This window comes from Streptomyces sp. NPDC110618 (genome assembly GCF_055657065.1).
In genome coordinates this window covers 106,526-132,321 of the sequence record NZ_JBVKBN010000019.1, presented here as the reverse complement: position 1 = coordinate 132,321, position 25,796 = coordinate 106,526, and the positions used below count along the sequence as shown (strand labels likewise).

The following is a 25,796-nucleotide window of genomic DNA, read 5'->3' as shown; positions in this document are numbered from 1 at the left end:
GCTCGGCCGAGAAACATCACCGGGCTCTCCGCCACGGCCCGGCCGCCCGGCGCCACGGCCCCGAACGGAGCACCAGACCCGACGGGGCTGCCCGCCACGTCCCAGGCCGGTCAACTCGGGCGCCACGACCGGAACCGCACAACCGAACAGCGGCACGAGGACGGCAAACACCCCCGCCCGCCGGACAGAGCGACACGGCAAACCGGAAGCCCGCCCGCGACCCGGCGGCCCGCCACGTCGCGGGCGGGCCCTACCCGGAGAGGGACGCCAGAGCCCGGTCCAAGAGCCGGCGCAGCACTCGGGCGTCCCGCGCCACGGCGGTGACGAGGGCCGCCGGGCCGGGGAGGGGCATGAGGGCGGCGCCTTCGGTGAGGACTTGAGGGGTTACCGGGCTCTTCTCGAACTCGGGGCGCGCAATGAGGAGTTGGCCCACTGCACGGTGTCCACCGAGACCCGCCGGACCGTCCCATCCACCTGGTGCGCCGGGACCGCAGGACAGCTCCTGGTCGAGGACCGTGCGCTCGGCGATGCGGACGGTCAGGCGGCTGGTGAGGCGGCCCGGTTCCTCCGCGGCGCGGCCGAGTACCTGCTCCTCGCGCAGGACCAGGCGGGCCGTGGCACCGAGGTCGACGCGGGTGGTGACGTACAGCTCGCTGCCCGCAGCGGAGATCAACTGCTCGGGCAGCCAGCGCAGTTCGCCGCCGTCGGCGACGGTGAGGCGGACGTCGTAGTGGGCCGCGCCCTTGGCCTGGCCCGGGAGGGCGAGGGTCGCGGCGGCGGAGCCGATGTGCAGCCGGGCGCCGTCCGCCACGTCGGCCTCGACGGCGAACCGGTCGCCGCCGAGCGGTCCGCTCATCGCACCGACGAGCAGGACCCGTGCCTCCCCGCCGCTCCCCCGGGTGCGCCGGGGCGCGAGCGGGCCTTCGCCCTCCAGCACGGGCAGCGCCGTACCGCCCCTGCCGTCACCGCGTGCGCCGATCCGGGCGGTGGCGGCGACGCCGGTCACCGTCACGCCGTCCACGCGGCGAGCTGCCCGCGCACCCAGTCGGCGACCTCCCGGACCCCGTCCTGCTCGCGCAGCGACTGGAAGACGACCGGCAGTTCGGCGCGCTGCGCCTTGGCGTCGGCGGCCATCCGGGCGAGGTCGGAGCCGACGTGGGGCGCCAGGTCGGTCTTGTTGACGACGAGCAGGTCGGCGGTGGTGACACCGGGTCCGCCCTTGCGCGGGATGTCGTCGCCGCCCGCGACGTCGATCACGAAGATCTGCGCGTCCACGAGTCCCTTGGAGAAGGTGGCGGTCAGATTGTCCCCGCCGGACTCCACCAGGACGAGGTGGAGCGGTCCGACCTCGTCCTCCAGGTCCTCGACGGCTTCGAGGTTGGCGGAGATGTCGTCCCGGATGGCGGTGTGGGGACAGGCGCCCGTCTCGACGGCGGTGATCCGCTCGGGCGGCAGCACGGCCTCCCTGAGCAGGAACTCGGCATCCTCACGGGTATAGATGTCATTGGTCACGACGGCGAGCGAGAACTCGTCGCGCAGGGCGCGGCACAGCGCGGCCACGGTGGCGGTCTTCCCGGACCCGACGGGCCCGCCGAGCCCGATGCGCAGCGCACGCCGGGACCCGTCGGGACGCCGGGCGTCGGCGCTGACGGCGGGGGTGTCGTGGTGGTGATGGTCAAGATGCATGAGCAGTTCCGATCTTCAGCCCGTCCGGCGATTGAGGACGCGGCCCGTTCAGGGCCGATACGGGGGTCTGGGGGCCAAGCCCCCAGGGACGGGAACGGGAAGGGGCGGCGGGGGCGAACACCAAACCCCTCACGACGCGAACAACCGAACCGACCAACCCGCATGCACCTCCGCCCCGATCTCCAGAAGCGGCGCGGAGGACGCGGGCAAGGCATCAACCCCCGCATCGACCGCCCCGCGCGCCGCCTCCACTGCCTGATCCACGACAAGATCCATCTCGGTCGACAGCCGTGCCAGCACCCCCGTCGCGTCAAACGGATCCAGACTCAGCAACCGCACCGTCGCGGAGGCGGGCCCGCTGACGCTCTCGTACACCGCGCAGTACGCCGCGTCAGCGGGCCCGAGCCCGGCGGCCCTGGCCGTCAACCCCAGCACCACCGGCTGATGCGCCCCCTTGGGGAACCGCACCCCGAGCGCGTCGAGTTCACCGCTCGGCCAGGTGGCACGAGCCGCCCGCAGCAACTGCCGCCCCAGCTTCCGCGAAGCGACCCGCAACGCGGGCGACGGCGTCCGCGCATCGGCAGCCGCGTCGAGCGCGACCGGATCCAGACCGAGCGCCGAAGCCGCGGCCAGCGCCGCCGCCACCCGCCCGGCGGTGTGCAACCGCCCCCGGCAGAAGGACTCCAGACTCGCCGCCCCGGTCACCCGGCCCGCCTTCACCGCCTCCTCCGCGCCGCCGGAGTGCGCGTGCCCCCCGGCGGGGAAGCGGCCGTCGGCCAGGACGAGAAGCGCTGCCCAGGACATCAGAAGAGGAAGTAGCGCTGGGCCATGGGCAGTTCCGCGGCGGGCGTGGCCTCGACCAGCTCCCCGTCGATACGCACGGCGAAGCTGTCCGGGTCCACCTCGACACGCGGCCGGGCGCCGTTCTCCCGCATGTCGGCCTTGGTGACCGCACGCGTGGACTCGATCGCGACGAACGGCTTGCCGAGCCCGAGCCGCTCCGGCAGCCCGTCCTCGATCGCCAACGGGGCCACGAAGTTCAGGGAGTTGACGGCGGGCCCGCGCCCGATCGCGCCGAACATCGGCCGCGGCAGGATCGGCTGCGGCGTCGGGATGGAGGCGTTGGCGTCGCCCATCTGCGCGTAGGCGATCTGCCCGCCCTTGAGCACGAGTTGGGGCTTCACGCCGAAGAACGCGGGGTCCCACAGCACCAGGTCGGCGAGCTTGCCGGTCTCCACGGACCCGACCTCCCCGGCGATGCCCTGGGCGAGGGCCGGGTTGATCGTGTACTTGGCGACGTAGCGCCGTACCCGCAGATTGTCCGCGCGCCCGTCGCCCGGCAGCGCGCCCCGCCGGCGCTTCATGACGTGCGCGGTCTGCCAGGTGCGCAGCACGACCTCGCCGACCCGGCCCATGGCCTGGGAGTCGGAGGAGATGATCGAGATCGCGCCGAGGTCGTGCAGGATGTCCTCGGCGCCGATGGTGGAGGGCCGGATCCGGGACTCGGCGAAGGCGAGGTCCTCGGGCACCGCCGGGTTCAGGTGGTGGCACACCATCAGCATGTCGAGGTGTTCCTCGGCGGTGTTGACGGTGAAGGGCCGTGTGGGGTTGGTGGAGCTGGGCAGCACGTGCGGCTCGGAGACCACGGTCATGATGTCCGGCGCGTGCCCGCCTCCCGCGCCCTCGGTGTGGTACGCGTGGATGCCCCGGCCGCCGATGGCCGCGAGGGTGTCCTGGACGAAACCGGCCTCGTTCAGGGTGTCGGTGTGGATGGCGATCTGGATGCCGGTGCGGTCGGCGACGGTGAGCGAGGCGTCGATGACGGCCGGGGTCGAGCCCCAGTCCTCGTGCAGCTTCAGGCCCATCGCGCCGCCGCGGATCTGGGAGAGCATCGCCTCGTGCGAGACGGTGTTGCCCTTGCCGAGGAAGCCGATGTTGAGCGGGTAGGCCTCCATCGCCTGGAGCATCCGCGCCAGATGCCAGGGGCCGGGCGTCACGGTGGTCGCCTTGGAGCCCTCGGCCGGTCCGGTGCCGCCGCCGATGAGGGTGGTGATGCCGGAGGCCAGCGCCTCGTCGGAGATCTGCGGGCAGATGAAGTGGACGTGCGCGTCGATGGCCCCGGCGGTGACGATCTTTCCGTTGCCCGCGATCACCTCGGTCTCCGGGCCGAGCACCAGGTCCGGGTGCACCCCGTCCATGGTGTCGGGGTTGCCGGCCTTGCCGATGCCGGTGATCCGGCCGTCGCGGATGCCGATGTCGGCCTTGACGATCCCCCAGTGGTCGATCACCACGGCGCCGGTGATGACGGTGTCCGGCGTGCCGTCTGCGCGCGTAGCACGCGACTGGCCCATGGACTCGCGGATGACCTTGCCGCCGCCGAACACGGCCTCGTCCCCGGCGAGTCCGGGGCCCCCTGAACGGTCCTCCTCGATCTCCACCAGCAGGTCGGTGTCGGCGAGCCGGATGCGGTCGCCGGTGGTCGGGCCGAACAGGTCGGCGTAGGCGGCTCGCGAGATCTCAGGCATCGAGGGCACCTCCGGTCTCCCCGCGCAGTCCGGGCACGACGCGGGCGCCGGCCAGCGGGACGAGTTCGACGTCGACGGGGATGCCGGGCTCGAAGCGCACTGCGGTCCCGGCGGCGATGTTGAGGCGCTTGCCGCGGGCGGCGGCGCGGTCGAAGTCCAGACCGGGGTTGGCCTCGGCGAAGTGGTAGTGGGAGCCGACCTGGACGGGGCGGTCGGCGGCGTTGAGGACGGTCAGCCGGGTGACCTCACAGCCCTCGTTGTACACGATCGGCCCGTCCGCGAAGAGGATCTCTCCGGGAATCATCGCTGCCGCCTCCTCAGACGATCGGCTCGTGGACGGTGACGAGCTTGGTGCCGTCGGGGAAGGTGGCCTCGACCTGGACGTCGTGGATCATCTCCGGGACGCCTTCCATGACGTCGTCCCGGGTGAGCAGCTTGCGTCCGGAGGCCATCAGCTCGGCGACCGTACGGCCGTCGCGGGCGCCTTCGAGGATGTGCGAGGTGATGAGGGCGACGGCTTCGGGGTGGTTGAGCTTCAGGCCGCGGGCCCGGCGCTTCTCGGCGACGTCGGCCGCCACATGGATGAGCAGCCGCTCTTGTTCGTGCGGGGTCAGTTGCACGTCCCACCTCACAGTCTCGCTCCGGGCCGTGCGGGGCCCGGTTGCCGCGGCCACCGGCAAAGTCCCAGGTGGCGTGGGGGGAGGCTAGTTGGGGCGGGTTTCGGGCACGTTAACCGAGCTGTGATCCGGTCGCGCCCGGCCCGCGGTGCTCGGCGGCGATGCCGAAGCGCTGCGGCTCACGGGGCGCGGCAGCGGCCTCCCCGACCTTGGAGACGGCGCTGATCACCTGCTCCTCGGCGGCTGCCTCCAGGGCGTCCAGGCGCTCCAGGTCGGCCGCGGAGACCAGGGCGACGAGGGGCTTTCCGTGCCGGGTCACGACGACGCGCTCCCCGCCGTACACCACGCGGTTGATGAGGTCGGCGAGCTCAGCCCTGGCTTGCGTCACCGGGATCTCGTAGGCCATGGCCCTACATTACGTCATGTACGTCCTGTACATTTCTTACAGGCACCCGACGAGGGAGGCACGCTCATGACCCGGCCGACCGCCCGCCATGTCCTGCCCGAGTTCACCGAGCGCACCAGCGCCGGAGCGCGGCCGAAGGACCCGTACTCCAAGCTCCTGGAGGAGCGGATCGTCTTCCTCGGGACGCCGCTCGACGACACCGCGGCGAACGACGTGATGGCGCAGCTCGTGTATCTGGAGCACCACTCCCCCGACCGGGACATCTCGCTGTACGTGAACTCCCCGGGCGGCCCGTTCAGCGCCATGTCCGCGGTCTACGACACGCTTCGGTACGTCAGCTGCGAGGTGGAGACGGTCCTGCTGGGCCACGCCGGGCCGACCGCGGCGGTGCTGCTCGCGGCCGGGACCCCGGGCAAGCGGTCCGCGCTGCCGGACGCGCGGGTGACGCTCGGCCAGCCCACGCTGCCCGGGCCGGTGGAGGGGCAGGCGAGCGATCTGGTGATCCAGGCCGCGGAGCTGACGCGGATTCGGGCCCGCTTGGAGGAGATGCTCGCCCGGCACACCGGACGCAGCCGGGAGCAGGTGAGCGCCGACATCGAGCGGGAGAAGGTGCTGGACGCGCGGGAGGCCCTGGCGTACGGGCTGGTGGACCGGATCGTGCCGAGTCGCAAGAGCACCACCCCGGGCACGAGGTGAGCCGCGGATGCTGCCGGACCTTCCGCCGCTGCCCGCGCTGACGCGCGCCGAGGCCGAGTTGATCGACCGTTACCTCGACGTGGTCGATCTGCTCGGGCACATCAACCCCACGCGCCGCACCGACACCTACGGCGGGCTGCGGGCCGCCCAGGCACTCGTGTCCCGCGCGACCGAACTGCGTGACGCGCTGGCGCTCATGCATCAGCGCGGTGAGACCGAGCTGCATGCCCCCACGCTGGCGCGTGCGCTGCGCGTGCTGGACGGGGAGCGCCGCACGGCTCGCGTCACGGTTCCTCCGCGCTCGGACAGTTGACGCACGTGAGAGGGGTGCGGGCGGCTCCTCGCCATGTCGAGTCGTCCGGACCTGAGTTGAAACGGACCGAACGACGTACCCACTGTTGGCGTAGTCGCGTGTCCTTTTTCCGGCCCGCCGGGGTTGCGCAACGCGCGTAGCGCCGGAACCGAAAGAGACGTTCCGTGCCTGGTCCGGGCATCCCCCAACGCCTGGACGGTAGTTCGAATGGAGCAGTGTCCACCCGAACGGATGAGTGGTGAGTAACACCACAAATCCCCGGTTCCATTGGGATTTTCGGACATCGGTGAGCCAAGATCCCTGTCTGACGACAAGCCCCCGCCACAGCGGCGGGGCGGTCCGGGCGGACGCCGAGTCCTGCCGCCGCCCGGATGACCGGTCGACAGGAGTGGATCGGCAGGAGTGGAGGACCCAAGCACGACGGGTCGCCGGTGCGGAGTCTCCGCGCACCGAGCAGCCCTTGGGGTGAAGCCGCTCTCAGCGGCCGGGCAACTTCGCCAGCCCGAATCCGACAGGTCATCCTTCACAGGCGGCTGACGAAGGGTTGCGCATGACTGCGCTCAATCGTGTCCCGTCGCTGATGGTCCGGGCCGGTACGGCCTCGGCTCTCACCCTCGCCGCCGTCGGCGGCTCGATCGTGGCTCCCGGCCTCGCCTCCGAGGCGGCCGCTGCCACTCCGGCGTCGAAGGCACTGAAGGTCGCGGCTTCGAAGAAGGGATCCCCCTACAAGTGGGGTGCCGTGGGGCCGCACCGCTTCGACTGCTCCGGGCTCACGCTGTACTCGTACAAGAAGGCGGGCAAGAAGCTGCCTCGTACGGCGGCCCAGCAGTACAACAAGACGCGCCACATCTCCGCCGGCAACCGCAAGGCGGGTGACCTCGTGTTCTTCCACTCGGGGTCGAACGTCTACCACGTCGGTATCTACGCCGGGAAGGGGAAGATCTGGCACGCCCCGAAGACCGGTGACGTGGTGCGGCTGCAGAAGATCTGGACCAAGAGCGTCTGGTACGGCCGGGTGAGCTGACCGGGCGGTTCTCAGGGGCGGCGGCGCCCTGACGCGCCGTCGCCCTGAGGGCTGTTCAGGGGGCTTTGCAGGGACTTCCCTCCCAAGGGACTTCCCAGGGGCCTTCCCAGGGGGACTTTCAGAGGGCTTTCAGGGGGCTTTTCAGGCGTTCCGACGGAGTTTCAGGGCTCCTGCTGCCCCGCCGCGGTGACCGGGCGGGCCGGGACCGTCCAGGGCAGTTCGATGGAGACCGTCTTCCCGCCCTCGCGGGTCGGCCGGACTCTGAGCCGGCCGCCGCACTCGGCGGTGAGCCAGCGGATGATCACCAGTCCGCGGCCGTTGTCCTGCTGGACGGCGGCGGGCAGGCGCCTGGGGAACCGGGGATGACTGTCGGTCACCCCGATGCGCAACTGCTCGTCATGGTGCAACTCGATGTCCACCGTGAAGGTGGGTGACTGACCCAGGGTGTGCTGGACGGCGTTGGTCGCGAGTTCGGAGACGATGAGCCGGATGGTGTCGGCCGCGTCCGTCTCGGCCGGCAGCCCCCATTCCGCGAGGGTGCTGACCACATAGCCGCGGGCCGCGGAGACCGAGGCGGGATCGCTCGGCAGAGTGACGGATGCTTCCAGATGGTCTGCCATGGCGACGTCGTCCCTTTCCCACGGGACCGCAGTCCGACACGGAGCGGATGGTTCGAGTACGGTCCCGGACTGGTGCTTCGTCGCCAGACTGCCATTACCGCGCCGGTCACGGTGCCGATCCACCAAGATATGCATATATCTGTCGCTCAAAGCGGTGAACTCTGCTACGCGAGACCGTATTTGGGCGGCCCGGTTGGAGTAAGGAGGAGCGCATGCAGCACGGTCCCGCGGTACGCCGCCGAAAGCTGGGCGCCGAACTGCGTGCGTTGCGCACCGGTGCGGGTCTCACCAGCGGTGAGGCGGCGCGTCTGGTGGGCTGGCACCAGTCCAAGGTGAGCCGGATCGAGACCGGCGCCAGCGGGGTGAAACCGGCCGATGTGCGGTTACTCCTCGACGCCTATGGCGTACGGGACGAGCAACTGCGGGAGTTGCTCCTGGTGTTGGCGGGGTCCGACGACGGTGCCGGACGACACCACTGGTGGCACGCGTACCGGGGGGTGCTGCCGCCGACCTACCGGGATTTCATCAGCCTGGAGTCCCAGGCGACCGCGATGCGCACACTGGAGACCTCGGTGGTGCCGGGGCTGTTGCAGACACCGGAGTACGCGCGCGCGGTGACCCGGGCCGCGGTGGGCGGCCTGGACGAGGCGGACGAACGGCTGGACGCGCTGGTCGAGGTGCGCCTGGCCAGGCAGGACGTCCTGCGCGGCCGGCCCCCGCTGGAGCTCAGCGCCGTTCTGGACGAGGCGGTCCTGCGCCGGAGGATCGGCGGGCCCGGGGTGATGGCGCGGCAGCTGTGGCGGCTGGTGGAGGCGGGGCGGCTGCCTCAAGTGCGTTTGCAGGTGCTGCCGTTCACTGCGGGGGCGCACATCGGCATCACAGGGCCTTTCGTAGTCTTCTCATTTTCGCGCACCTCTGATCTGGATGTGGTTGTTCTCGACCACTTGACGAGTAGCCTCTACCTGGAGCGGAAAGAAGACCTCCAGGCGTACACGGAGGCATTCACCACCCTTCAGATCCACGCCCTTTCGCCCGAGGAATCGTTGGATTACATCGCCGGGATAGCTGACGGCGCGTAAGGAGGCACCATGTCTGCACTGCCTCGGCACGTTCCTTCCAGTACCGATCTACCAGCCGTGCACTGGCTGCGCAGCAGCTACAGCACGGGCGCGAACAACTGCGTGGAGACCGCTCGGCCGCGGACCGGACCTTGGGCCGGGCTGCTCGCCGTACGCGACTCCAAGGCTCCGGCCGGACCCGCGCTGCTCTTCTCCCCCGAGAGCTGGGCGGACTTCACGACCGCGGTCAAGGCCTGAGGACTTCCATCAAGGCCTGAGGACCTCAAGCAATTCGCGATCAACTTCCGATCAATTTCGATCAGTTCCGCAGCCGCGGCGGCAGGGCCGTGTCACGCCGACTCATGGTCGTGTCTCGCCGATGATCCGAACAGCGCGTGCGATCTGACCGTCCGTGAGATCCGCACGGGCGGTCAGTCGCAGACGTGAGATGCCGTCGGGCACGGAAGGAGGACGGAAACAGCCGACGGCCAGGCCCGCCGCCCGGCAGTCCGCCGCCCAGCGCACGGCCTCCTCCGGGGAGGGCGCGCGCACCGAGACGACCGCGGCGTCCGGACGTACCGCCTGATGACCCGCGGCCGTCAGGCGGGCGTGCAGTTCACCGGCCACCGCTCGCGCCCGTGCCGCCCGCTCCGGCTCCCGGCGAAGCAGCCGCAGGGCCGCCAGGGCGGCACCGGTCGCGGCGGGCGCCAGGCCCGTGTCGAAGATGAACGTCCGGGCCGCGTTGACCAGATGGTCGATCACCCGGGCCGGGCCGAGCACGGCCCCGCCCTGACTGCCCAGTGACTTCGACAGCGTCACCGTGACGACGACATCGTCCGCGCCCGCGAGGCCCGCCGCGTACGGGGCGCCCCGGCCGCCGTCGCCCAGCACCCCCAGCCCATGCGCGTCGTCGACGACCAGTCCCGCGCCGTACTCCCGGCACGCCTCGGCGAGACCCGCCAGCGGGGCCGCGTCGCCGTCCACCGAGAAGACGGTGTCGGAGACCGCGATCGCCGGGCCGTCGTGCGTCTGCAGCGCCTTGCGCACCGCGTCCGGCTCGGCGTGCGCGACGACCTGGGTCGTCCCGCGGGCCAGGCGGCAGCCGTCGATGAGCGAGGCGTGGTTGCCCGCATCGGAGACGATCAGCGAGCCGTGCGGCCCGAGCGCGGTGACCGCGGCGAGGTTGGCCGCGTAGCCGGAGGAGAAGACCAGCGCCGCCTCGAAGCCGCAGAAGTCCGCCAGCTCGCGCTCCAGCTCCCCGTGGAGTTCCGTCGTACCGGTCACCAGCCGGGATCCGGTGGCGCCGCCGCCCCAGGTCCGCGCCGCCCGGGCCGCGCCCTCGGTCACCTCGGGATGGTGGGCCAGGCCCAGGTAGTCGTTGCTCGCGAGGTCCAGCAGCGGCGAGTCGGCCGGGCGGGGGCGCAGCGTCCGGACGAGTCCGGCGCGCCGGCGCAGCTCCGCCTGCTCGTCGATCCAGCCGAACGCCATGGGTCCTCCGGGGTTTTTGTAGGCAGCGCACAGACACTAGCGGCACGACCGGTCACCCAGGGTGTGGCAATACCCACACCTCCGAGCGCCCGAGTTGTACGAACTCTCCTTGGCCAGGAACCACTCCGTAGGACAGGATCAGCTCTCATGGACCTGCTGAACACGCTGGTGGAAAAGGGGCTGCGGCGCGAGCTGCCGACCCGCGAGGAAGCCCTGGCCGTCCTCGCGACCTCCGACGACGACCTGCTCGATGTGGTGGCCGCGGCCGGCAAGGTGCGCCGGCACTGGTTCGGCCGTCGGGTGAAACTGAACTACCTGGTCAACCTCAAGTCCGGCTTGTGCCCCGAGGACTGCTCCTACTGCTCGCAGCGGCTCGGCTCGACCGCCGGGATCCTGAAGTACACCTGGCTCAAGCCCGACGAGGCGTCCGAGGCGGCCGCCGCGGGGCTCGCGGGCGGCGCCAAGCGGGTCTGTCTGGTGGCGAGCGGGCGCGGTCCGACCGACCGTGACGTGGACCGGGTCTCGGACACCATCAAGGCGATCAAGGAGCAGAACGAGGGCGTCGAGGTGTGCGCCTGCCTGGGTCTGCTCTCCGACGGGCAGGCCGAACGGCTGCGCGAGGCCGGGGCGGACGCCTACAACCACAACCTCAACACCTCCGAGGCCACCTACGGCGACATCACCACCACCCACACCTACGCCGACCGCGTGGACACCGTGCGGAAGGCGCACGCCGCGGGTCTGTCCGCCTGCTCCGGCCTGATCGCCGGCATGGGCGAGAGCGACGAGGACCTGGTGGACGTCGTCTACTCGCTGCGCGAGCTGGACCCGGACTCGGTGCCGGTGAACTTCCTGATCCCGTTCGAGGGCACCCCGCTGGCCAAGGAGTGGCACCTGACCCCGCAGCGCTGTCTGCGGATCCTGGCGATGGTGCGGTTCGTCTGCCCGGACGTGGAGGTGCGCATCGCGGGCGGCCGCGAGGTCCATCTGCGCACGATGCAGCCGCTCGCGCTGCACCTGGCCAACTCGATCTTCCTCGGCGACTACCTCACCAGCGAGGGCCAGGCCGGCAAGGCCGACCTGGAGATGATCGCCGACGCCGGGTTCGAGGTGGAGGGCGCCGACGAGGTGACGCTGCCGGAGCACCGGGCGGCCGGTGGCGGCTGCGGCTCGGAGAGCTCCTGCGGTTCCGAGGGCGGGGGTGTGTGCGGCACTGCTCCGGCCCCTGCCGAACAGGCCGAGCCCGGTCAGGTACGCACCGATCTGGTCGCGGTGCGCCGCCGGGGCGCCGGTACGGACCTCGCGCCCAATGCCTGAGCTGAGCGTCCCCGAGCTGCTGGACCTCGACCGGCGGCATGTGTGGCACCCCTACGGTCCGATGCCGGGCCGTCAGGAGCCGCTGGTCGTGGAGTCGGCGAGCGGGGTGCGGCTGCGCCTCGCGGACGGCTCGGGCGAGCTGGTTGACGGGATGTCGTCGTGGTGGTCGGCCATCCACGGCTACAACCACCCGGTGCTCAACGAGGCGGCGCGCGAGCAGCTCGGCCGGATGAGCCATGTGATGTTCGGCGGGCTCACGCACGAGCCCGCCGTGCGCCTGGCGAAGCACCTTGTCGACATGTCGCCCCAGGGACTTGAGCATGTGTTCCTCGCCGACTCGGGCTCGGTGTCGGTCGAGGTCGCGGTGAAGATGTGCCTGCAGTACTGGCGCTCGCTGGGCCGGCCCGGCAAGCAGCGGCTGATGACCTGGCGGGGCGGCTACCACGGCGACACCTGGCAGCCGATGTCGGTGTGCGACCCGCGGGGCGGGATGCACGAGCTGTGGACCGGTGTGCTCCAGCGCCAGCTGTTCGCGGACCCGCCGCCGGTGGAGTACGAGGAGTCCTACGCCGAGCATCTGCGCTCGCTGATCGAACGGCACGCCGGTGAACTGGCCGCGGTGATCGTGGAGCCGGTGGTGCAGGGCGCGGGCGGGATGCGGTTCCACTCCCCCGCGTATCTGCGGGTGCTGCGCGAGGCGTGCGACGCGCACGACGTGCTGCTGGTCTTCGACGAGATCGCGACCGGTTTCGGGCGGACCGGCGCGCTGTTCGCGGCGGAGCACGCGGCCGTGACTCCGGACGTGATGTGCGTCGGCAAGGCGCTGACCGGCGGTTACCTGACGCTCGCCGCCACCTTGTGCACCTCGCGCGTGGCCGACGGGATCTCGCGGGGCGAGGTGCCGGTGCTGGCGCACGGGCCGACGTTCATGGGCAATCCGCTGGCCGCGGCGGTGGCGTGCGCCTCGATCGAACTGCTGCTCGGCCAGGACTGGCTGACCGAGGTCAAGCGGATCGAGGCGGGGCTGCGCGAGGGCCTGGCCCCGGCGGCGGAGCTGCCGGGCGTGCGGGACGTGCGGGTCCTCGGCGCCATCGGCGTGGTCCAGCTCGACCACTCGGTGGACATGGAGGCGGCGACCGAGGCGGCGGTGCGCGAGGGTGTGTGGCTGCGGCCGTTCCGGGACCTGATCTACACAATGCCGCCGTACATCACGGGCGACGCGGACCTGGCGCGGATCGCGAACGCCGTGTGCGCGGCGGCGCGGGAGGGCTGAGATGTCGGTTCTGGTGATCACGGGCACCGGCACGGAGATCGGCAAGACGGTCACCACGGCCGCGATCGCCGCCACGGCGTTGGGCGCGGGCCGCACGGTGGCCGTGCTGAAGGCGGCCCAGACGGGCGTACGGCCGGACGAGCGCGGGGACGCCGAGGAGTGCGTGCGCCTGGCGGGGGCCGTGACGGCCGCCGAACTCGCCCGCTACCCGGAGCCGTTGGCGCCGGGCACGGCCGCGCGCCGGTCCGGGCTGCCGCCGGTGACCCCGGAGCGGATCGCCGAGGCCGCCGCGAAGCTGGCCACCGAGCACGATCTGGTGCTGGTGGAAGGGGCGGGCGGGCTGCTGGTCCGCTTCGACGACCGGGGCGGCACGCTGGCGGACGCGGCCGAACTGCTGGCGGTGCCGGTCCTGGTGGTGGCGCCGGCCGGGCTGGGCACCCTGAACTCCACGGAGTTGACGGCCCGTGAACTGCGCTCCCGGCACCTGGACCCGCTGGGCGTGGTGATCGGCAGCTGGCCCGACGAGCCGGACCTCGCCGCGCGGTGCAACGTGGCGGACCTGCCGGAGGTGTCCGGTGCCCCGCTGCTGGGCGCGCTGCCCGCGGGGGCGGGGGGCTGGGCGCCGGCCGACTTCCGGGCGGCGGCGCCCGGTTGGCTGGGGGCGGAGCTGGGCGGGCGCTGGGACGCGGTGGCGTTCCGGGAAGGGATCGACGTCAGTCCGTAGCGGACGGCGTACAGCGGGGGTGCGCGACCGGAGTCCGGGGGACAATCGGGTTATGGCCCGTCCTGCCCGGGAGGTTTCCATGCCGCTTCGGTCCGCCGGTACCGGGAAGGTGCCGCGCGATGCCGTGCACCACCCGCTGTTCGCCCGCTTCTACGCCCGTCTGAGTGTGAACGCCGAGACCGGTCTGGGCATGGCCGCTTTGCGCGACCGGCTGCTCGCCGGGCTGTCCGGGCGGGTGATCGAGATCGGCGCGGGCAACGGCCTGAACTTCGCCCACTATCCGGGCACCGTCTCGGAGGTCGTGGCGATCGAGCCGGAACGGGTGCTGCGCCAGCACGCTGTCGAGGCGGCCCTGCGCTCGGAGGTCCCGGTGGATGTGGTGCCGGGCGCGGCGGAGGCGCTGCCGGTCAAGAGCGAGGCCTTCGACGCGGCGGTGGTCTCGCTGGTGCTGTGCAGCGTCCGGGACGTGCCGCGCGCGCTGACGGAGATCCGCCGGGTGCTGCGCCCGGGCGGCACGCTGGTGTTCCTGGAGCACGGCCGGGGCGGCGGCCCCGCGATGCACCTCACCCAGCGCGCCTTGGACCGCACGGTCTGGCCCTTCCTGTTCGGCGGCTGCCACGTGGCCCGGGACCCGGTGGCGTCGATGCGCGCCGCCGGCTTCGAACTCGGCCCCTACCGCCGGATCCTGTTCCCGGAGAAGGGGCCGACGATGCCGACGTCGTACTGCGTGCTGGGGACGGCGTGGCGGCCGGCCGGGGCGGACTGAGTACCGGTCAGTCGCACCACTGCCGCAACTCCCCCGCGATGTCCTCCACCGTCGCCGCTCCGCTCTTGACCAGGCGGGCCAGATCGCGGACCTGGACCGGGGAGGTGGCGACCTTCAGGCCGCTCGCGACCAGGTAGCCGTAGGCCACGGCGGAGGCGAAGAGGGCGTTGGAGCGCTCCAGGGCCGGGACGTGGATGAGGAGTTGGAGCAGGGCTGCGGCGCGGGTGTGCGGGGTGTCGTAGACGGGGACGTCGAATATCTCGGCGTCGTGGCGGGCGACGGCGGCGATCAGGGCGCCCCAGTCGGTGACCTGCGGGTCCCCGGGGGTGTTCTGCTCGGCGAGCATCAGCAGCCAGGCGAGGTCGATCCTGAGGTTGCTCAAGGGGTCAGCGACGGCCTTCGCGATCGGCGCCGAACTCCTCGGCGAAGACGGACTCGTACTGCTTCATGAAGTCGGCGGCGGACTCCACGAAGGTGTGGCCGACCTCTCCGGTGTCCTGTCGGACCAGTTCCTCGATGTAGCGGTTGACGCTCATCCCGCGCGCCAGGGCACGTTCGCGCGCCGCGCGGGCGGTGTCCTCGTCGACGCGGACGTTCAGCTGGGTCTTGGCCATAACTCGAAGCTAGCGCCGAAGCGCTAGCACCGGCAAGGGGGTGCGGCTGTCGGCTCATTCCTGAGGTGGAGGCCGACTCGACCCCGAGGGGGATATCCGGTGTGGGCCTGATCACATTAGGCTCGGCCCGACAAGGAAGTCCCGATGTCCAGGAACGAGGAGGCCGCCTTGTCCGCACCAGCTTCGGTACCGGACCAGGACGACGACGCGATCGCGGCCCGGGCACGCGGTCTGACCAAGGCGTACGGCTCGGGCGAGACGGCCGTTCTGGCGCTGGACTCGGTGGACGTGGACATCGCGCGCGGCCGGTTCACAGCGGTGATGGGCCCCTCGGGGTCCGGGAAGTCCACGCTGATGCACTGTCTCGCCGGGCTCGACAACGTCTCGGCGGGGCAGGTATGGCTCGGCGACACCGAGATCACGGGGTTGAAGGAGCGGGAGCTGACCCGGCTCAGGCGGGACCGGATCGGGTTCATGTTCCAGTCGTTCAACCTGATCCCGACCCTGAACGCGGTCGAGAACATCACCCTGCCCATGGACATCGCGGGCAAGAAGCCCGACCAGAAGTGGCTGGACCAGGTCATCGACACGCTCGGGCTGCGCGACCGCCTCAAGCACCGGCCCACCCAGCTCTCCGGCGGCCAGCAGCAGCGCGTGGCCTGCGCCCGCGCGCTCGCCTCCCGCCCCGAGCTGATCTTCACCGACGAGCCGACCGGCAACCTGGACTCGCGCGCGGGCCTTGAGGTGCTGGGCTTCCTGCGGGACGCCGTGGACCAGCTCGGGCAGACCGTCGTCATGGTCACCCACGACCCGGGCGCCGCCGCCCACTCCGACCTGGTCCTCTTCCTCGCGGACGGGCGGATCGTGGACCGGATGCCCCGGCCCACGGCGGAGGCGGTACTGGAACGCATGAAACGGTTCGACGTGATCCGGGGCGCCGCCGACGTCCCCGAGGAGGACTGACCCGGTGCTGAAGGCGACCCTGCGCAGTTTCCTCGCCCACAAGGGGCGGCTGCTGCTCTCCGCCCTCGCGGTGCTGCTGTCGGTGGCGTTCGTCTCGGGCAGCCTGATCTTCTCGGACACCGTCAGCCGTACCTTCGACCGGCTGTTCGCGTCGACCGCGGCCGATGTCACGGTCAGCCCCAAGGAGAACCTCGACGAGGCGCTCCCCTCGGGATACACGCCCACGCTGCCCGCCTCGCTGGTGGAGCGGGCCGCCCGGGTGCAGGGCGTGGCGGACGCCCGCCTGGACGTGGAAGTGGACGGCATCACGGTCGCCGACGAGGACAACGAGTCCGTCGGCCCGACCACCGGCGCCCCCACCATCGGCACCAACTGGAACCCCACCGAGCGCAGCCCCGTCGAGCTGACATCCGGGCACGCGCCCGAGGGGCCGGGTCAGGTGCTGATCGACGCGGACACCGCCGACAACAAGGACGTGCGGATCGGCGACACGCTCCATGTGATCGCGGCGCCCGGCTCCTTCAAGGTCGAGGTCGTCGGCATCGTCACGTTCACCACGACCAACCCCGGCGCCGCCCTGATCTTCTTCGACACCCCGACCGCGCAGACCAAGCTGCTCGGCGACGCGGACGCCGCCACCGGTATCTCGCTGGAGGCCGCCGAGGGCGTCAGCGATTCCCAGCTCAAGCGGCGGGTGGCCGCGGCGCTCGGCGCGGACGAGTACGAGTTCCGCACCGCCGACGAACAGGCCGAGTCCGACCTGGACCAGCTGGGCGGATTCCTCGACGTCATCAAGTACGTGATGCTCGGGTTCGCCGGGATCGCCGTCCTGGTCGGGGTCTTCCTGATCGTCAACACCTTCTCGATGCTGATCGCCCAGCGCACCCGTGAGCTGGGCCTGCTGCGGGCGCTCGGCGCCGACCGCCGCCAGGTGCGCCGGTCGGTGCTCACCGAGGCGCTGCTGCTGGGCCTGGTCGGCGCCACGCTGGGCCTGGCCACCGGGATCGGTCTCGCCATCGGCCTGATCGAGCTGATGGGCCTGCTCGGTATGAACATCCGCTCCGCCGACATGGTGATCGGCTGGGCGACACCGGTGTCGGCGTACGCCGTCGGCCTCGGCGTCACCTTCGTCGCGGCCTACCTCCCGGCCCGGCGCGCGGCCACCGTCTCCCCCATGGCGGCGCTGTCGGACGCGGAGATCTCCGGAATCGGCAAGCCGCTGCGCACGCGCGCGGTGGTGGGCACGGTGGTCGGGGCGCTCGGCGCGGCGGCGCTCGTCGGGTGCGTCACCTCGTCGGACACGTCGACGTCCGCCTCGCTGCTCGGGCTCGGTGTGGTCCTCACGCTGATCGCGACGGTCATCGCGGGCCCGCTGCTGGTGCGGCCGGTGATCCGGGTGCTGGGCGGCGCGTTCCCGGCGCTGTTCGGGTCCATCGGCCGGATGAGCCAGCGCAACGCCCTGCGCAACCCGCGCCGCACCGGGGCCACCGCAGCGGCGCTCATGGTCGGGCTGGCCCTGGTCGGCGGAATGTCGGTGGCGAGCGCCTCGATGACCAAGTCGTTCGACGAACAGATCGACAAGACCCTGGGCGCCGACTTCGTCGTCCAGAACGCCAACTTCGTGCCGTTCCCGCGCGAGATCACCGAGAAGATCCGCGACACCGAGGGCGTCGGACTGGTGGTGCGCTCCCAGTTCGCGCCCATCGCGGTCCGGCTGCCCGACGGCGACCGCGTCGAGACGACCGCCGCGGCCTACGATCCGCAGCTCGACGAGGTCGCCAACATCACCTACGCCGAGGGCGACACGGCCGCCGCACTGGCCGAGGGCGCCATGGCCATGGACGTGGACTTCGCCCGGGACCACGGCGTGAAGGTCGGCAGCACGATCCCCGTCGAGTTCCAGGGCGGGCGCACCGGCGAGCTGACCGTCGGGGCGCTCACCGACCAGGAGTCCGCGGACGGCTTCGCCGCCCAGGGCGGCATGTACTTCGGCCTGGACACCCTGGAGCGGTACGCGCCGGGCGGCCAGGACGCCGCGGTGTACGTCAACGCGGCCTCCGGGGTCGCCGACGACGACCTGCGCGCCGGCCTGGAGGAGACCCTCGACCCGTACCCCCAGGTGCAGGTCCGGGACCTCGCGGACTACAAGAAGCTGGTGCGCGACCAGATCGCGGTACTGCTGTACCTGGTGTACGCGCTGCTGGGCCTGGCGATCGTCATCGCGGTGCTCGGCGTCGTCAACACCCTCGCCCTGTCGGTCGTGGAGCGGACCCGGGAGATCGGGCTGCTGCGGGCGATCGGCCTGTCCCGGGTGCAGCTGCGCCGGATGATCCGCCTGGAGTCGGTGGTGATCGCCGTGTTCGGCGCGGTGCTGGGGCTGGCGCTGGGCCTGGTGTGGGGCGTGTGCACCCAGCAGGTGCTGGCCCTGCAGGGGATGACCGCGCTGGCGATTCCCTGGGGCACCATCGTCGCGGTGGTGATCGGCTCCGCGGTCGTCGGCATCGTCGCGGCCCTGCTCCCCGCGCTGCGCGCCTCCCGGATGAACGTGCTGGAGGCCATCGCGCACGAGTGAGGGTCCGGATGCCGGAATTCCGGGTGCCCGCCCCGGCCCGCGTGGTGTGATCGCCGCATGACCGAACTGCGGATACGGGCCGCGGGCCCCGAGGATCTCGACACCGTGCTGGCCTTCTGGAAGAGCGCCGCCGAGGGCACCAGCATCAGCGACGACCGGGAAGGGGTGGAGCGGCTGGTCGCCCGCGACCCCGAGGCACTGATCCTGGCCGAGCGGAACGGCGAGCTGGTCGGCACGGTGATCGCGGGCTTCGACGGCTGGCGCTGCCATCTGTACCGGCTCGCGGTCCACCCCGACCACCGCCGCCAGGGCATCGCCACCGCGCTGCTCGCCGCCGCCGAGGAGCGCTTCACCGCGCTCGGCGGACGGCGCGGCGACGCGATGGTCCTCCGGGCGAACGAGCGGGCCCACCACGCGTGGCGGGCGGCGGGGTACGGCCCGCAGGAGCAGTGGGTGCGCTGGGTGAAGCCCCTCACGGGCTGAGACCACCGCTGAGATCACCGACCGAGAACACCGACCGAGAACACTGACTGAGGTCACCGACCGAGATCACCGCTGAGGTCACCGACCGAGATCACTGACTGAGATCCCCTCACCGTCTGACCGCTTTTGCTCGTCCTTTACTCTTGGAGGACCACTTCCGATCCTCCAATGAAAGGTGTGTGAGCGTCCGCCCATGGGCGAGCCTCCCAGTCCGCGACATCGCGCGCTCCTTGCCACCCTGTCCGACCATGGGACGGAGGTGACCCGATGACCGAAGTGCTCCTCCTTCTGGTGGCCATCCTTCTGTCGCTCGCCTGCGGTGCCTTCGTCGCGGCCGAGTTCTCCCTCACCACGGTCGAGCGCGGCGAGCTCGAAGCGGCCGCCGAACGCGGCGAGCGGGGCGCCGTCGGCGCCCTGAAGGCCGTACGGAACCTGACCTTCCAGCTCTCCGGGGCGCAGCTCGGCATCACGGTCACCAACCTGGTGGTCGGCATGCTCGCGGAGCCGTCCATCGCGGCGCTGCTCTCCGGCCCGCTGGAGTCGCTGGGCGTATCGCCGTCCACGGCCAGTTCGGTCGCCCTGGTGATCGGTACCGCGCTGTCCACGGTGGTGCTGATGGTCGTCGGCGAACTCGTGCCGAAGAACTGGGCGATCTCCTCGCCCCTCGCGGTCGCCAAGCGGGTCGGCAACGCGCAGCGCTGGTTCAGCGCCGCGTTCCGGCCCTTCATCACGCACCTGAACAACACCGCCAACCGCATCGTCGTCCGCTTCGGCGTGGAGCCCGCCGAGGAACTCGCCTCCGCGCGGGGGCCGCAGGAGCTGGCGGCGCTGGCCCGGCACTCCGCCAAGGAGGGCGCCCTGGAGGCGGACACGGCGGAGCTGTTCGTACGGACCCTCAACCTCGCCGACCTGACCGCGGAGAACGTGATGACCCCGCGCGTGCAGGTGATGGCCCTGGAGGCGACGGCGACCTGCGAGGACGTGGCCAACGCCACGCGCGCGACCGGGCTGTCCCGGTTCCCCGTCTACCGCGGCAACCTCGACACGGTCGTGGGCACCGCGCACATCAAGGACATCCTCGCCGTCCCCGCCGAGCGCCGGGCCCGGGTCCCCGTCTCGGAGCTGATGCGCGAGCCGCTGCTGGTGCCCGAGACGCTCACCGTCGACCGGCTGCTGGACCGGCTCTCCGGCAAGCGCACCATGGCCGTCGTCATCGACGAGTACGGCGGCACGGCAGGCGTGGCCACGCTGGAGGACATCGTCGAGGAGGTCGTCGGCGAGGTCCGCGACGAGCACGACCCGCACGAGACGCCCGACATCGCCCCGGCCGGCAGCGACGACGAGGGGCGCGCCCTGTACTCCGCCGACGGCTCGGCCCGTATGGACCAGCTCGCGCGGGTGGGCCTGCGGGCGCCGGAGGGGCCGTACGAGACGCTCGCCGGTCTGGTGGCGACCGAGCTGGGCCGGATCCCCCAGGAGGGCGACCGTGTGCGGGTGGCCGGCTGGCGGCTGGACGTGACGGACGCCTCCGGGCACCGCGCCGCGCGGGTGCTGATGCACGCGCCGCTGGACGACGAGATCGACGCCAAGGAGGAGACGCTGTGACCGCGGTCCAGTTGCTGATCGGTCTGGCGACCCTTGTCGTCAACGCCTTCTTCGTCGGCGCCGAGTTCGCGCTGATCTCGGTGCGCCGCAGCCAGATCGAGCCGTACGCCGAGCAGGGCGACCGGCGCGCCAGGATGGTGCTGTGGGGTCTGGAGCACGTCTCCGCGCTGATGGCGGCGGCCCAGCTCGGCATCACCCTGTGCACCCTGATCCTGGGTGTGGTCGCCGAGCCCGCCATCGCGCATCTGCTGGAACCGGTGTTCCACGCGGTGGGCGTGCCGCAAGGCGCGGGCCACGCCGTCTCGTTCGTGATCGCGCTGTCGCTCGCGACGTATCTGCACATGCTGCTCGGCGAGATGGTGCCGAAGAACATCGCGCTGGCCGAGCCGGTGCGCAGCGCCCTGCTGCTGGGGCCGCCGCTGGTGACGTTGTCGCGGGCGCTGCGCCCGGTGATCTTCGCGATCAACGCCTTCGCCAACGCCCTGCTGCGGCTGCTGCGCGTGGAGACCAAGGACGAGGTCTCGGCGACCTTCTCGGACGCGGAGCTGGCCCGGCTGGTGCGGGACTCCGGTGAGGCGGGGCTGATCGACGAGCGGGCCCGGGAGCGGCTGCACGACGCCCTGGAGCTGGGCCGTCGGCCGGTACGGGACGTGGTGCTCCCCCTGGAGCGGGTCGTCTACGCGCGCGTGGGCGTCACTCCGGAGGAGCTGGAGGCGCTGTCGGCCGAGTCCGGGTTCTCGCGCTTCCCGGTCGTCGACGAGGGCCGCCGGATCGTGGGCTACCTCCATGTGAAGGACGCGCTGGACGCCTCGCCGCGGGACCTGCCGTTCCGGGTGCCGGACATGCGGCCCATCGCCCGGGTACGGGAGAGCACGCCGCTGGACGACGTGCTCACCGCTATGCGGGGCAGCCGGACGCACCTGGCCGCGGTACTCGGCGCCGACGGGCGGCTGTCGGGCCTGGTGACCATGGAGGACGTACTGCGGGAACTGTTCGGGCAGCGCGCCTGAGCGGGGTATCCCTCCGGGGGCCCGCGCCTGAGCGGGTTCCCGGGGGGCCGCCGACCGAAGCGGGGCTTCCCTGGGGAGCCGCCCGAAGTGAGTCTCCCCAGGGGACCGACCGAGCGGTATGCGCCTCGGGATACCATATGCCTCGCCATGGAGACGAATCCCGCACACACCAGCCTGGTCGCCGTCGGCGACTCCTTCACCGAAGGCATGTCCGACCTGCTCCCCGACGGTTCCTACCGGGGGTGGGCCGATCTGCTCGCCGCGCGGATGGCGGCCCGCACACCGGGCTTCAGGTACGCCAACCTCGCCGTGCGCGGGAAGCTCATCGGGCAGATCGTCGAGGAGCAGGTCGAGGTGGCGGCGGCCATGCAGGCCGACGTGATCACCCTGGTCGGCGGCCTCAACGACACCCTGCGGCCCAAGTGCGACATGGGCCGGGTGCGCGGGCTGCTGGAGGAGGCCGTGGAACGCCTCGCCCCGTCCTGCAAGCAGCTCGTCCTGATGCGCAGCCCCGGCCGCCAGGGCCCGGTCCTGGAACGCTTCCGCCCGCGCATGGAGGAGCTCTTCGCCTGCGTCGACGAGCTCGCCTCGCGGCACGGCGCACTGGTCGTGGACCTCTACGGCGCCCCGTCCCTCTCCGACCCGCGCATGTGGGACGTGGACCGACTGCACCTGACCGCGGAGGGCCACCGCCGGGTCGCCGAGGCGGTCTGGCAGACCCTGGGCTACGAACCGGAGGACCCGGAGTGGCGCACCCCGATGCCGCCCTCCATGCCCCCGGGCTGGCTCACCCGCCGGGTCGAGGACGTCCGCTTCGCCCGCCGCCACCTCCTCCCCTGGATCGGCCGCCGCCTCACCGGCCGCTCCTCCGGCGACGGCCTCCCGGCGAAACGGCCGGAGCTGCTTCCGTACGAGGCGCAGTGAGCCGGGGGGCACAGGCACCCCGCCCGGCCCCGGCTGCCCCAGAAGACCCACTCCCCGCGCCCGGCGACGGCACCCCGAGCTGCTTCCGTACGAGGCCGAGCGAGCCGGAGGGCACAGGCACCGCCGGACCCGGGCACACGCGGCACGCCCCGGAAGACCCGCAAGGGCCCACGCCACGTCCGCTCGGCCGGGTCTGCCGCGCCCCCGGCATCGGCCACCCGCCGAAGCACCCCGAGGTGCTGCCGTACGAGGTGCAGGCAGCCGGGGGCCACGGCACCACCCGACCCGGCTGTCGGCACACGCGGCGCGCTCCGTAAGACCCACGCCCGGCGCCCGGCGACGGCCAGCCGCCGAAGGCGCCCCGAGCTGCTTCCGTACAACGCCCAGGGGCCGGAGGACACAGGCACCGGCGAATCCGGCTGTCGGCGCCCGCCCGGACACGCGCCGGGAGACCCACAAGGGCCCACGCCGCCTCCCCCCGGCCGGGTTCCCCGCCGTCCCGCCCGCCGCTCCCCCGGCGAGGCGCCCCGGCCTGCTGCATCGGCCGGGCGAGGGCGCGGTTCCGGCCCGCGCCTGCGCACGCCGTCGGCAGACGCCTGGGCACGCGTCGGGGGTACGGGACCGCGCGCGGCGACGTCCGTTGCCGTACGGGCCGCCGTGACCCGGGTCTCGTAGCATCCGCCGAACGGGGTCGTGGCGCCGGCCTGCACGAACCGCCAGTAGAATCCGGTCACGTGACTTCTGCGCCCGCCAAGCCCCGCATCCCGAACGTCCTCGCCGGACGCTACGCCTCCACCGAGCTCGCCACGCTCTGGTCGCCCGAGCAGAAGGTGAAGCTGGAGCGTCAGCTCTGGCTCGCCGTGCTGCGGGCCCAGAAGGACCTCGGGATCGAGGTGCCGGACCAGGCGCTCGCCGACTACGAGCGTGTCCTGGACACCGTCGACCTGGCCTCCATCGCCGAGCGCGAGAAGGTCACCCGGCACGACGTGAAGGCGCGGATCGAGGAGTTCAACGACCTCGCCGGGCACGAGCACGTGCACAAGGGCATGACCTCCCGCGACCTCACCGAGAACGTCGAACAGCTGCAGATCCGGCTCTCGCTGGAGCTGATGCGCGACCGCACGGTGGCCGTGCTGGCGCGGCTCGGCAAGCTCGCCGGTGAGTACGGCGAGCTGGTCATGGCCGGCCGCTCCCACAACGTGGCCGCGCAGGCCACCACCCTCGGCAAGCGGTTCGCGACGGCCGCCGACGAACTGCTCGTCGCCTACGGCCGCGTCGAGGAGCTGCTCGGCCGCTACCCGCTGCGCGGCATCAAGGGCCCCGTCGGCACCGCGCAGGACATGCTGGACCTGCTCGGCGGCGACGCCGGCAAGCTGGCCGAGCTGGAGCAGCGGATCGCCGGGCACCTGGGCTTCTCCCAGGCGTTCACCTCGGTCGGCCAGGTCTACCCGCGCTCCCTGGACTACGAGGTCGTCACGGCGCTGGTGCAGCTGGCCGCCGCGCCCTCCTCACTGGCCAAGACGATCCGGCTGATGGCCGGGCACGAGCTGGTCACCGAGGGCTTCAAGCCCGGCCAGGTCGGCTCCTCGGCGATGCCGCACAAGATGAACACCCGCTCCTGCGAGCGCGTCAACGGCCTGATGGTCATCCTGCGCGGCTACGCGTCGATGACCGGCGAGCTGGCGGGCGACCAGTGGAACGAGGGCGACGTGTCCTGCTCGGTGGTCCGCCGGGTGGCCCTGCCGGACGCCTTCTTCGCGCTGGACGGCCTGCTGGAGACCTTCCTGACCGTGCTCGACGAGTTCGGCGCGTTCCCGGCGGTCGTGGCCCGTGAGCTGGACCGCTACCTGCCCTTCCTGGCCACCACCAAGGTGCTGATGGGCGCGGTGCGCGCGGGCGTCGGCCGCGAGGTCGCCCACGAGGCGATCAAGGAGAACGCGGTCGCCTGCGCCCTCGCCATGCGCGAGCAGGGCGCCGAGCGCAACGAGCTGCTGGACAAGCTGGCGGCGGACGAGCGGCTGCCGTTGGACCGCGCGCAGCTCGACGCGCTGATGGCCGACAAGCTGTCCTTCACGGGCGCCGCCGCCGACCAGGTGGCCACCGTTGTCGGCCGGATCGAGGAGATCGTGAAGCAGCGCCCGGAGGCCGCGGGCTACACGCCGGGAGCGATCCTCTGACGCGTTTCACCGCCGAGGAGTTGGAGGCCGCCCGCGACCGTCTCGTACCGGACGTCGTCGCGGACGGCCTCCGCGTACTGTTCTGCGGAATCAACCCCGGTCTGATGACGGCGGCGACGGGCCACCACTTCGCCCGCCCCGGGAACCGGTTCTGGCCAGTGCTGCATCTGTCCGGTTTCACCCCGAGGCAGCTGAAGCCTTCGGAGCAGGCCGAGTTGCTGTCGTACGGGCTCGGCATCACGAATGTGGTGGCGCGGGCGACGGCGCGGGCCGACGAGCTGAGCGCCGAGGAGTACCGCGAGGGCGGGCGGCTGCTGGTCGCGAAGGTCGGCAGGCTGCGGCCCAGGTGGCTGGCGGTGGTGGGCGTGACCGCCTACCGGGCGGCCTTCGGGGACCGCAAGGCCCGGGTGGGGCCGCAGGGGCGGACGATCGGGGACACCCGGGTGTGGGTGCTGCCCAATCCCAGCGGGCTGAACGCGCATTGGACGGCGGAGGAGTACGCGCGGCTGCGGGTCACGGCGGGGCCTCCCGGGTGACGACCACGTACACCTGCGGCAGTTCCTCCGAGTCCCCGTCGATGGCCGTCAGGGTGATCCATCGGTCGTCCGCCTCCCAGGTGCGCAGGTCCGTGGCCCAGGTGCTGAGCATCGCCCACGGCTCGGGTATGTGCTCGCCGCGCGCGGCGCGCTCCACGAGCGTGGTGGTGCCCCACCGCGAGGGCTCTCCCCAGCGCTCGGTCAGCCGCTCGGCCACCGCGTCCTCGTAGGCGTAGCAGTCCTGCGCGCTCTCCCAGGCGCGCAGCCCTAAGACGGCCCGGTGGTAGGGGTCCGCGCCGGGCTCCGCCGGGACGGCCCGGGTGCGGAGCCCGTCGATCAGGGCGAGGTCCTTCGCGATGTCCATGTGATCCAGTAAACCGGTCACCACTGACAATTGGC

29 protein-coding genes and 1 riboswitch are annotated in these 25,796 nt (G+C 72.0%); of the genes, 17 read left to right on the top strand and 12 right to left on the bottom strand.

Annotation, left to right across the window (positions count from 1 at the left end; all coding sequences use genetic code 11):
- Window positions 1-250 precede the first annotated feature (250 nt).
- From ACZ7L7_RS28570 to ACZ7L7_RS28540, 7 genes are all read right to left on the bottom strand, one after another.
- Entirely contained in the window at window positions 251-1,021 is a 771-nt protein-coding gene (locus ACZ7L7_RS28570; RefSeq protein ID WP_472077594.1) for an urease accessory protein UreD, read from the bottom strand.
- Window positions 1,009-1,686 carry an urease accessory protein UreG gene (gene ureG, locus ACZ7L7_RS28565; protein ID WP_285514970.1) on the bottom strand — a complete coding sequence of 226 codons (678 nt, stop codon included), beginning with the start codon at window positions 1,684-1,686 and terminating at the stop codon, window positions 1,009-1,011. The genes ACZ7L7_RS28570 and ureG overlap by 13 nt, the downstream gene beginning before the upstream one ends.
- A gap of 129 nt (window positions 1,687-1,815) precedes the next feature.
- Window positions 1,816-2,490: an urease accessory protein UreF gene (locus ACZ7L7_RS28560; protein WP_453604167.1), complete on the bottom strand. Its 675-nt coding sequence runs from the start codon at window positions 2,488-2,490 to the stop codon at window positions 1,816-1,818.
- A complete protein-coding gene (locus ACZ7L7_RS28555) occupies window positions 2,490-4,211 on the bottom strand; it encodes an urease subunit alpha (RefSeq protein WP_471432225.1) in 1,722 nt (573 codons plus the stop codon). The genes ACZ7L7_RS28560 and ACZ7L7_RS28555 overlap by 1 nt, the downstream gene beginning before the upstream one ends.
- Window positions 4,204-4,515: an urease subunit beta gene (locus ACZ7L7_RS28550; protein WP_471432223.1), complete on the bottom strand. Its 312-nt coding sequence runs from the start codon at window positions 4,513-4,515 to the stop codon at window positions 4,204-4,206. The genes ACZ7L7_RS28555 and ACZ7L7_RS28550 overlap by 8 nt, the downstream gene beginning before the upstream one ends.
- A gap of 13 nt (window positions 4,516-4,528) precedes the next feature.
- Window positions 4,529-4,831 (bottom strand): urease subunit gamma, encoded by a 303-nt coding sequence (locus ACZ7L7_RS28545; RefSeq protein ID WP_093719218.1) that lies wholly within the window; start codon window positions 4,829-4,831, stop codon window positions 4,529-4,531.
- Between the two features lie 109 nt (window positions 4,832-4,940).
- Window positions 4,941-5,234, bottom strand: coding sequence for a type II toxin-antitoxin system Phd/YefM family antitoxin (locus ACZ7L7_RS28540; protein WP_285514974.1), 294 nt, complete (start codon window positions 5,232-5,234; stop codon window positions 4,941-4,943).
- Window positions 5,235-5,300: 66 nt separating this feature from the next.
- On the opposite strand from ACZ7L7_RS28540, the gene ACZ7L7_RS28535 reads away from it, so the two are divergent.
- From ACZ7L7_RS28535 to ACZ7L7_RS28525, 3 genes are all read left to right on the top strand, one after another.
- Entirely contained in the window at window positions 5,301-5,930 is a 630-nt protein-coding gene (locus tag ACZ7L7_RS28535; RefSeq protein ID WP_453604171.1) for an ATP-dependent Clp protease proteolytic subunit, read from the top strand.
- A gap of 7 nt (window positions 5,931-5,937) precedes the next feature.
- A complete protein-coding gene (locus tag ACZ7L7_RS28530) occupies window positions 5,938-6,243 on the top strand; it encodes a hypothetical protein (protein WP_285514976.1) in 306 nt (101 codons plus the stop codon).
- Window positions 6,244-6,594: 351 nt separating this feature from the next.
- Window positions 6,595-6,790, top strand: a riboswitch (cyclic di-AMP (ydaO/yuaA leader).
- A 3-nt stretch (window positions 6,791-6,793) separates the two neighbouring features.
- Window positions 6,794-7,267: a C40 family peptidase gene (locus ACZ7L7_RS28525; protein WP_285514977.1), complete on the top strand. Its 474-nt coding sequence runs from the start codon at window positions 6,794-6,796 to the stop codon at window positions 7,265-7,267.
- A 161-nt stretch (window positions 7,268-7,428) separates the two neighbouring features.
- Here ACZ7L7_RS28525 and ACZ7L7_RS28520 read toward each other — a convergent pair whose 3' ends face one another.
- Window positions 7,429-7,887, bottom strand: a complete 459-nt coding sequence (locus tag ACZ7L7_RS28520; protein ID WP_285514978.1) for an ATP-binding protein — start codon at window positions 7,885-7,887, stop codon at window positions 7,429-7,431.
- 212 nt (window positions 7,888-8,099) lie between these two features.
- Here ACZ7L7_RS28520 and ACZ7L7_RS28515 point away from each other — a divergent pair, with 212 nt between their 5' ends.
- Window positions 8,100-8,966 carry a helix-turn-helix domain-containing protein gene (locus ACZ7L7_RS28515; protein ID WP_093719223.1) on the top strand — a complete coding sequence of 289 codons (867 nt, stop codon included), beginning with the start codon at window positions 8,100-8,102 and terminating at the stop codon, window positions 8,964-8,966.
- Between the two features lie 9 nt (window positions 8,967-8,975).
- Entirely contained in the window at window positions 8,976-9,203 is a 228-nt protein-coding gene (locus ACZ7L7_RS28510) for a DUF397 domain-containing protein (RefSeq protein WP_285514979.1), read from the top strand.
- A 102-nt stretch (window positions 9,204-9,305) separates the two neighbouring features.
- Here the strand turns inward: ACZ7L7_RS28510 and ACZ7L7_RS28505 are convergent, their stop codons facing one another.
- Window positions 9,306-10,433 carry an 8-amino-7-oxononanoate synthase gene (locus ACZ7L7_RS28505; RefSeq protein WP_471592833.1) on the bottom strand — a complete coding sequence of 376 codons (1,128 nt, stop codon included), beginning with the start codon at window positions 10,431-10,433 and terminating at the stop codon, window positions 9,306-9,308.
- 147 nt (window positions 10,434-10,580) lie between these two features.
- On the opposite strand from ACZ7L7_RS28505, the gene bioB reads away from it, so the two are divergent.
- From bioB to ACZ7L7_RS28485, 4 genes are all read left to right on the top strand, one after another.
- On the top strand, window positions 10,581-11,750 hold the full coding sequence (gene bioB / locus ACZ7L7_RS28500; protein ID WP_453604177.1) for a biotin synthase BioB: 1,170 nt from the start codon (window positions 10,581-10,583) through the stop codon (window positions 11,748-11,750).
- Window positions 11,743-13,023 (top strand): adenosylmethionine--8-amino-7-oxononanoate transaminase, encoded by a 1,281-nt coding sequence (locus ACZ7L7_RS28495; protein WP_471432217.1) that lies wholly within the window; start codon window positions 11,743-11,745, stop codon window positions 13,021-13,023. Before bioB ends, ACZ7L7_RS28495 begins: the two co-directional genes overlap by 8 nt.
- Window position 13,024: 1 nt before the next feature.
- Window positions 13,025-13,747, top strand: coding sequence for a dethiobiotin synthase (bioD, locus tag ACZ7L7_RS28490; RefSeq protein ID WP_472077593.1), 723 nt, complete (start codon window positions 13,025-13,027; stop codon window positions 13,745-13,747).
- Between the two features lie 79 nt (window positions 13,748-13,826).
- Window positions 13,827-14,513, top strand: a complete 687-nt coding sequence (locus ACZ7L7_RS28485) for a class I SAM-dependent methyltransferase (RefSeq protein WP_285514984.1) — start codon at window positions 13,827-13,829, stop codon at window positions 14,511-14,513.
- 7 nt (window positions 14,514-14,520) lie between these two features.
- On the opposite strand, the gene ACZ7L7_RS28480 is transcribed toward ACZ7L7_RS28485, so the two are convergent.
- Together ACZ7L7_RS28480 and ACZ7L7_RS28475 are read right to left on the bottom strand one after the other, a co-directional pair.
- Entirely contained in the window at window positions 14,521-14,895 is a 375-nt protein-coding gene (locus tag ACZ7L7_RS28480) for a fic family toxin-antitoxin system, toxin component (protein ID WP_285514985.1), read from the bottom strand.
- Between the two features lie 4 nt (window positions 14,896-14,899).
- A complete protein-coding gene (locus ACZ7L7_RS28475; RefSeq protein WP_093719231.1) occupies window positions 14,900-15,127 on the bottom strand; it encodes an antitoxin in 228 nt (75 codons plus the stop codon).
- Window positions 15,128-15,271: 144 nt separating this feature from the next.
- Between ACZ7L7_RS28475 and ACZ7L7_RS28470 the strand changes: the two genes are divergently transcribed.
- The 8 genes from ACZ7L7_RS28470 (at window position 15,272) to mug (ending at window position 25,397) form a co-directional block, all read left to right on the top strand.
- Entirely contained in the window at window positions 15,272-16,090 is an 819-nt protein-coding gene (locus ACZ7L7_RS28470; RefSeq protein WP_285514986.1) for an ABC transporter ATP-binding protein, read from the top strand.
- A 4-nt stretch (window positions 16,091-16,094) separates the two neighbouring features.
- Window positions 16,095-18,662, top strand: coding sequence for an ABC transporter permease (locus tag ACZ7L7_RS28465; RefSeq protein ID WP_472077592.1), 2,568 nt, complete (start codon window positions 16,095-16,097; stop codon window positions 18,660-18,662).
- A 57-nt stretch (window positions 18,663-18,719) separates the two neighbouring features.
- Entirely contained in the window at window positions 18,720-19,145 is a 426-nt protein-coding gene (locus tag ACZ7L7_RS28460) for a GNAT family N-acetyltransferase (RefSeq protein ID WP_472077591.1), read from the top strand.
- Between the two features lie 267 nt (window positions 19,146-19,412).
- Window positions 19,413-20,750 carry a hemolysin family protein gene (locus tag ACZ7L7_RS28455; RefSeq protein ID WP_285514989.1) on the top strand — a complete coding sequence of 446 codons (1,338 nt, stop codon included), beginning with the start codon at window positions 19,413-19,415 and terminating at the stop codon, window positions 20,748-20,750.
- Window positions 20,747-21,760, top strand: coding sequence for a hemolysin family protein (locus tag ACZ7L7_RS28450; RefSeq protein ID WP_285514990.1), 1,014 nt, complete (start codon window positions 20,747-20,749; stop codon window positions 21,758-21,760). Before ACZ7L7_RS28455 ends, ACZ7L7_RS28450 begins: the two co-directional genes overlap by 4 nt.
- A gap of 147 nt (window positions 21,761-21,907) precedes the next feature.
- A complete protein-coding gene (locus tag ACZ7L7_RS28445) occupies window positions 21,908-22,684 on the top strand; it encodes an SGNH/GDSL hydrolase family protein (protein ID WP_285514991.1) in 777 nt (258 codons plus the stop codon).
- A gap of 734 nt (window positions 22,685-23,418) precedes the next feature.
- Entirely contained in the window at window positions 23,419-24,861 is a 1,443-nt protein-coding gene (gene purB / locus ACZ7L7_RS28440; RefSeq protein ID WP_453604186.1) for an adenylosuccinate lyase, read from the top strand.
- Entirely contained in the window at window positions 24,858-25,397 is a 540-nt protein-coding gene (gene mug, locus ACZ7L7_RS28435) for a G/U mismatch-specific DNA glycosylase (protein WP_472077600.1), read from the top strand. The genes purB and mug overlap by 4 nt, the downstream gene beginning before the upstream one ends.
- On the opposite strand, the gene ACZ7L7_RS28430 is transcribed toward mug, so the two are convergent.
- On the bottom strand, window positions 25,375-25,761 hold the full coding sequence (locus ACZ7L7_RS28430; protein ID WP_285514993.1) for a hypothetical protein: 387 nt from the start codon (window positions 25,759-25,761) through the stop codon (window positions 25,375-25,377). The two genes, mug and ACZ7L7_RS28430, sit on opposite strands and share 23 nt — an antisense overlap.
- Window positions 25,762-25,796 lie beyond the last annotated feature (35 nt).

Coding starts and splice junctions, on each gene's coding strand:
- ACZ7L7_RS28510 (WP_285514979.1), top strand. CDS start 8,976: ATGTCTGCACTGCCTCGGCACGTTCCTTCCAGTACCGATCTACCAGCC.
- ACZ7L7_RS28535 (WP_453604171.1), top strand. CDS start 5,301: ATGACCCGGCCGACCGCCCGCCATGTCCTGCCCGAGTTCACCGAGCGC.
- ACZ7L7_RS28560 (WP_453604167.1), bottom strand. CDS start 2,490: ATGTCCTGGGCAGCGCTTCTCGTCCTGGCCGACGGCCGCTTCCCCGCC.
- bioD (WP_472077593.1), top strand. CDS start 13,025: ATGTCGGTTCTGGTGATCACGGGCACCGGCACGGAGATCGGCAAGACG.
- ACZ7L7_RS28555 (WP_471432225.1), bottom strand. CDS start 4,211: ATGCCTGAGATCTCGCGAGCCGCCTACGCCGACCTGTTCGGCCCGACC.
- ACZ7L7_RS28485 (WP_285514984.1), top strand. CDS start 13,827: ATGCCGCTTCGGTCCGCCGGTACCGGGAAGGTGCCGCGCGATGCCGTG.
- ACZ7L7_RS28430 (WP_285514993.1), bottom strand. CDS start 25,761: ATGGACATCGCGAAGGACCTCGCCCTGATCGACGGGCTCCGCACCCGG.
- ACZ7L7_RS28495 (WP_471432217.1), top strand. CDS start 11,743: ATGCCTGAGCTGAGCGTCCCCGAGCTGCTGGACCTCGACCGGCGGCAT.
- ACZ7L7_RS28455 (WP_285514989.1), top strand. CDS start 19,413: ATGACCGAAGTGCTCCTCCTTCTGGTGGCCATCCTTCTGTCGCTCGCC.
- ACZ7L7_RS28530 (WP_285514976.1), top strand. CDS start 5,938: ATGCTGCCGGACCTTCCGCCGCTGCCCGCGCTGACGCGCGCCGAGGCC.
- ACZ7L7_RS28525 (WP_285514977.1), top strand. CDS start 6,794: ATGACTGCGCTCAATCGTGTCCCGTCGCTGATGGTCCGGGCCGGTACG.
- ACZ7L7_RS28515 (WP_093719223.1), top strand. CDS start 8,100: ATGCAGCACGGTCCCGCGGTACGCCGCCGAAAGCTGGGCGCCGAACTG.
- ACZ7L7_RS28540 (WP_285514974.1), bottom strand. CDS start 5,234: ATGGCCTACGAGATCCCGGTGACGCAAGCCAGGGCTGAGCTCGCCGAC.
- ACZ7L7_RS28470 (WP_285514986.1), top strand. CDS start 15,272: ATGTCCAGGAACGAGGAGGCCGCCTTGTCCGCACCAGCTTCGGTACCG.
- ACZ7L7_RS28520 (WP_285514978.1), bottom strand. CDS start 7,887: ATGGCAGACCATCTGGAAGCATCCGTCACTCTGCCGAGCGATCCCGCC.
- ACZ7L7_RS28445 (WP_285514991.1), top strand. CDS start 21,908: ATGGAGACGAATCCCGCACACACCAGCCTGGTCGCCGTCGGCGACTCC.
- ACZ7L7_RS28475 (WP_093719231.1), bottom strand. CDS start 15,127: ATGGCCAAGACCCAGCTGAACGTCCGCGTCGACGAGGACACCGCCCGC.
- ureG (WP_285514970.1), bottom strand. CDS start 1,686: ATGCATCTTGACCATCACCACCACGACACCCCCGCCGTCAGCGCCGAC.
- bioB (WP_453604177.1), top strand. CDS start 10,581: ATGGACCTGCTGAACACGCTGGTGGAAAAGGGGCTGCGGCGCGAGCTG.
- ACZ7L7_RS28460 (WP_472077591.1), top strand. CDS start 18,720: ATGACCGAACTGCGGATACGGGCCGCGGGCCCCGAGGATCTCGACACC.
- ACZ7L7_RS28505 (WP_471592833.1), bottom strand. CDS start 10,433: ATGGCGTTCGGCTGGATCGACGAGCAGGCGGAGCTGCGCCGGCGCGCC.
- ACZ7L7_RS28550 (WP_471432223.1), bottom strand. CDS start 4,515: ATGATTCCCGGAGAGATCCTCTTCGCGGACGGGCCGATCGTGTACAAC.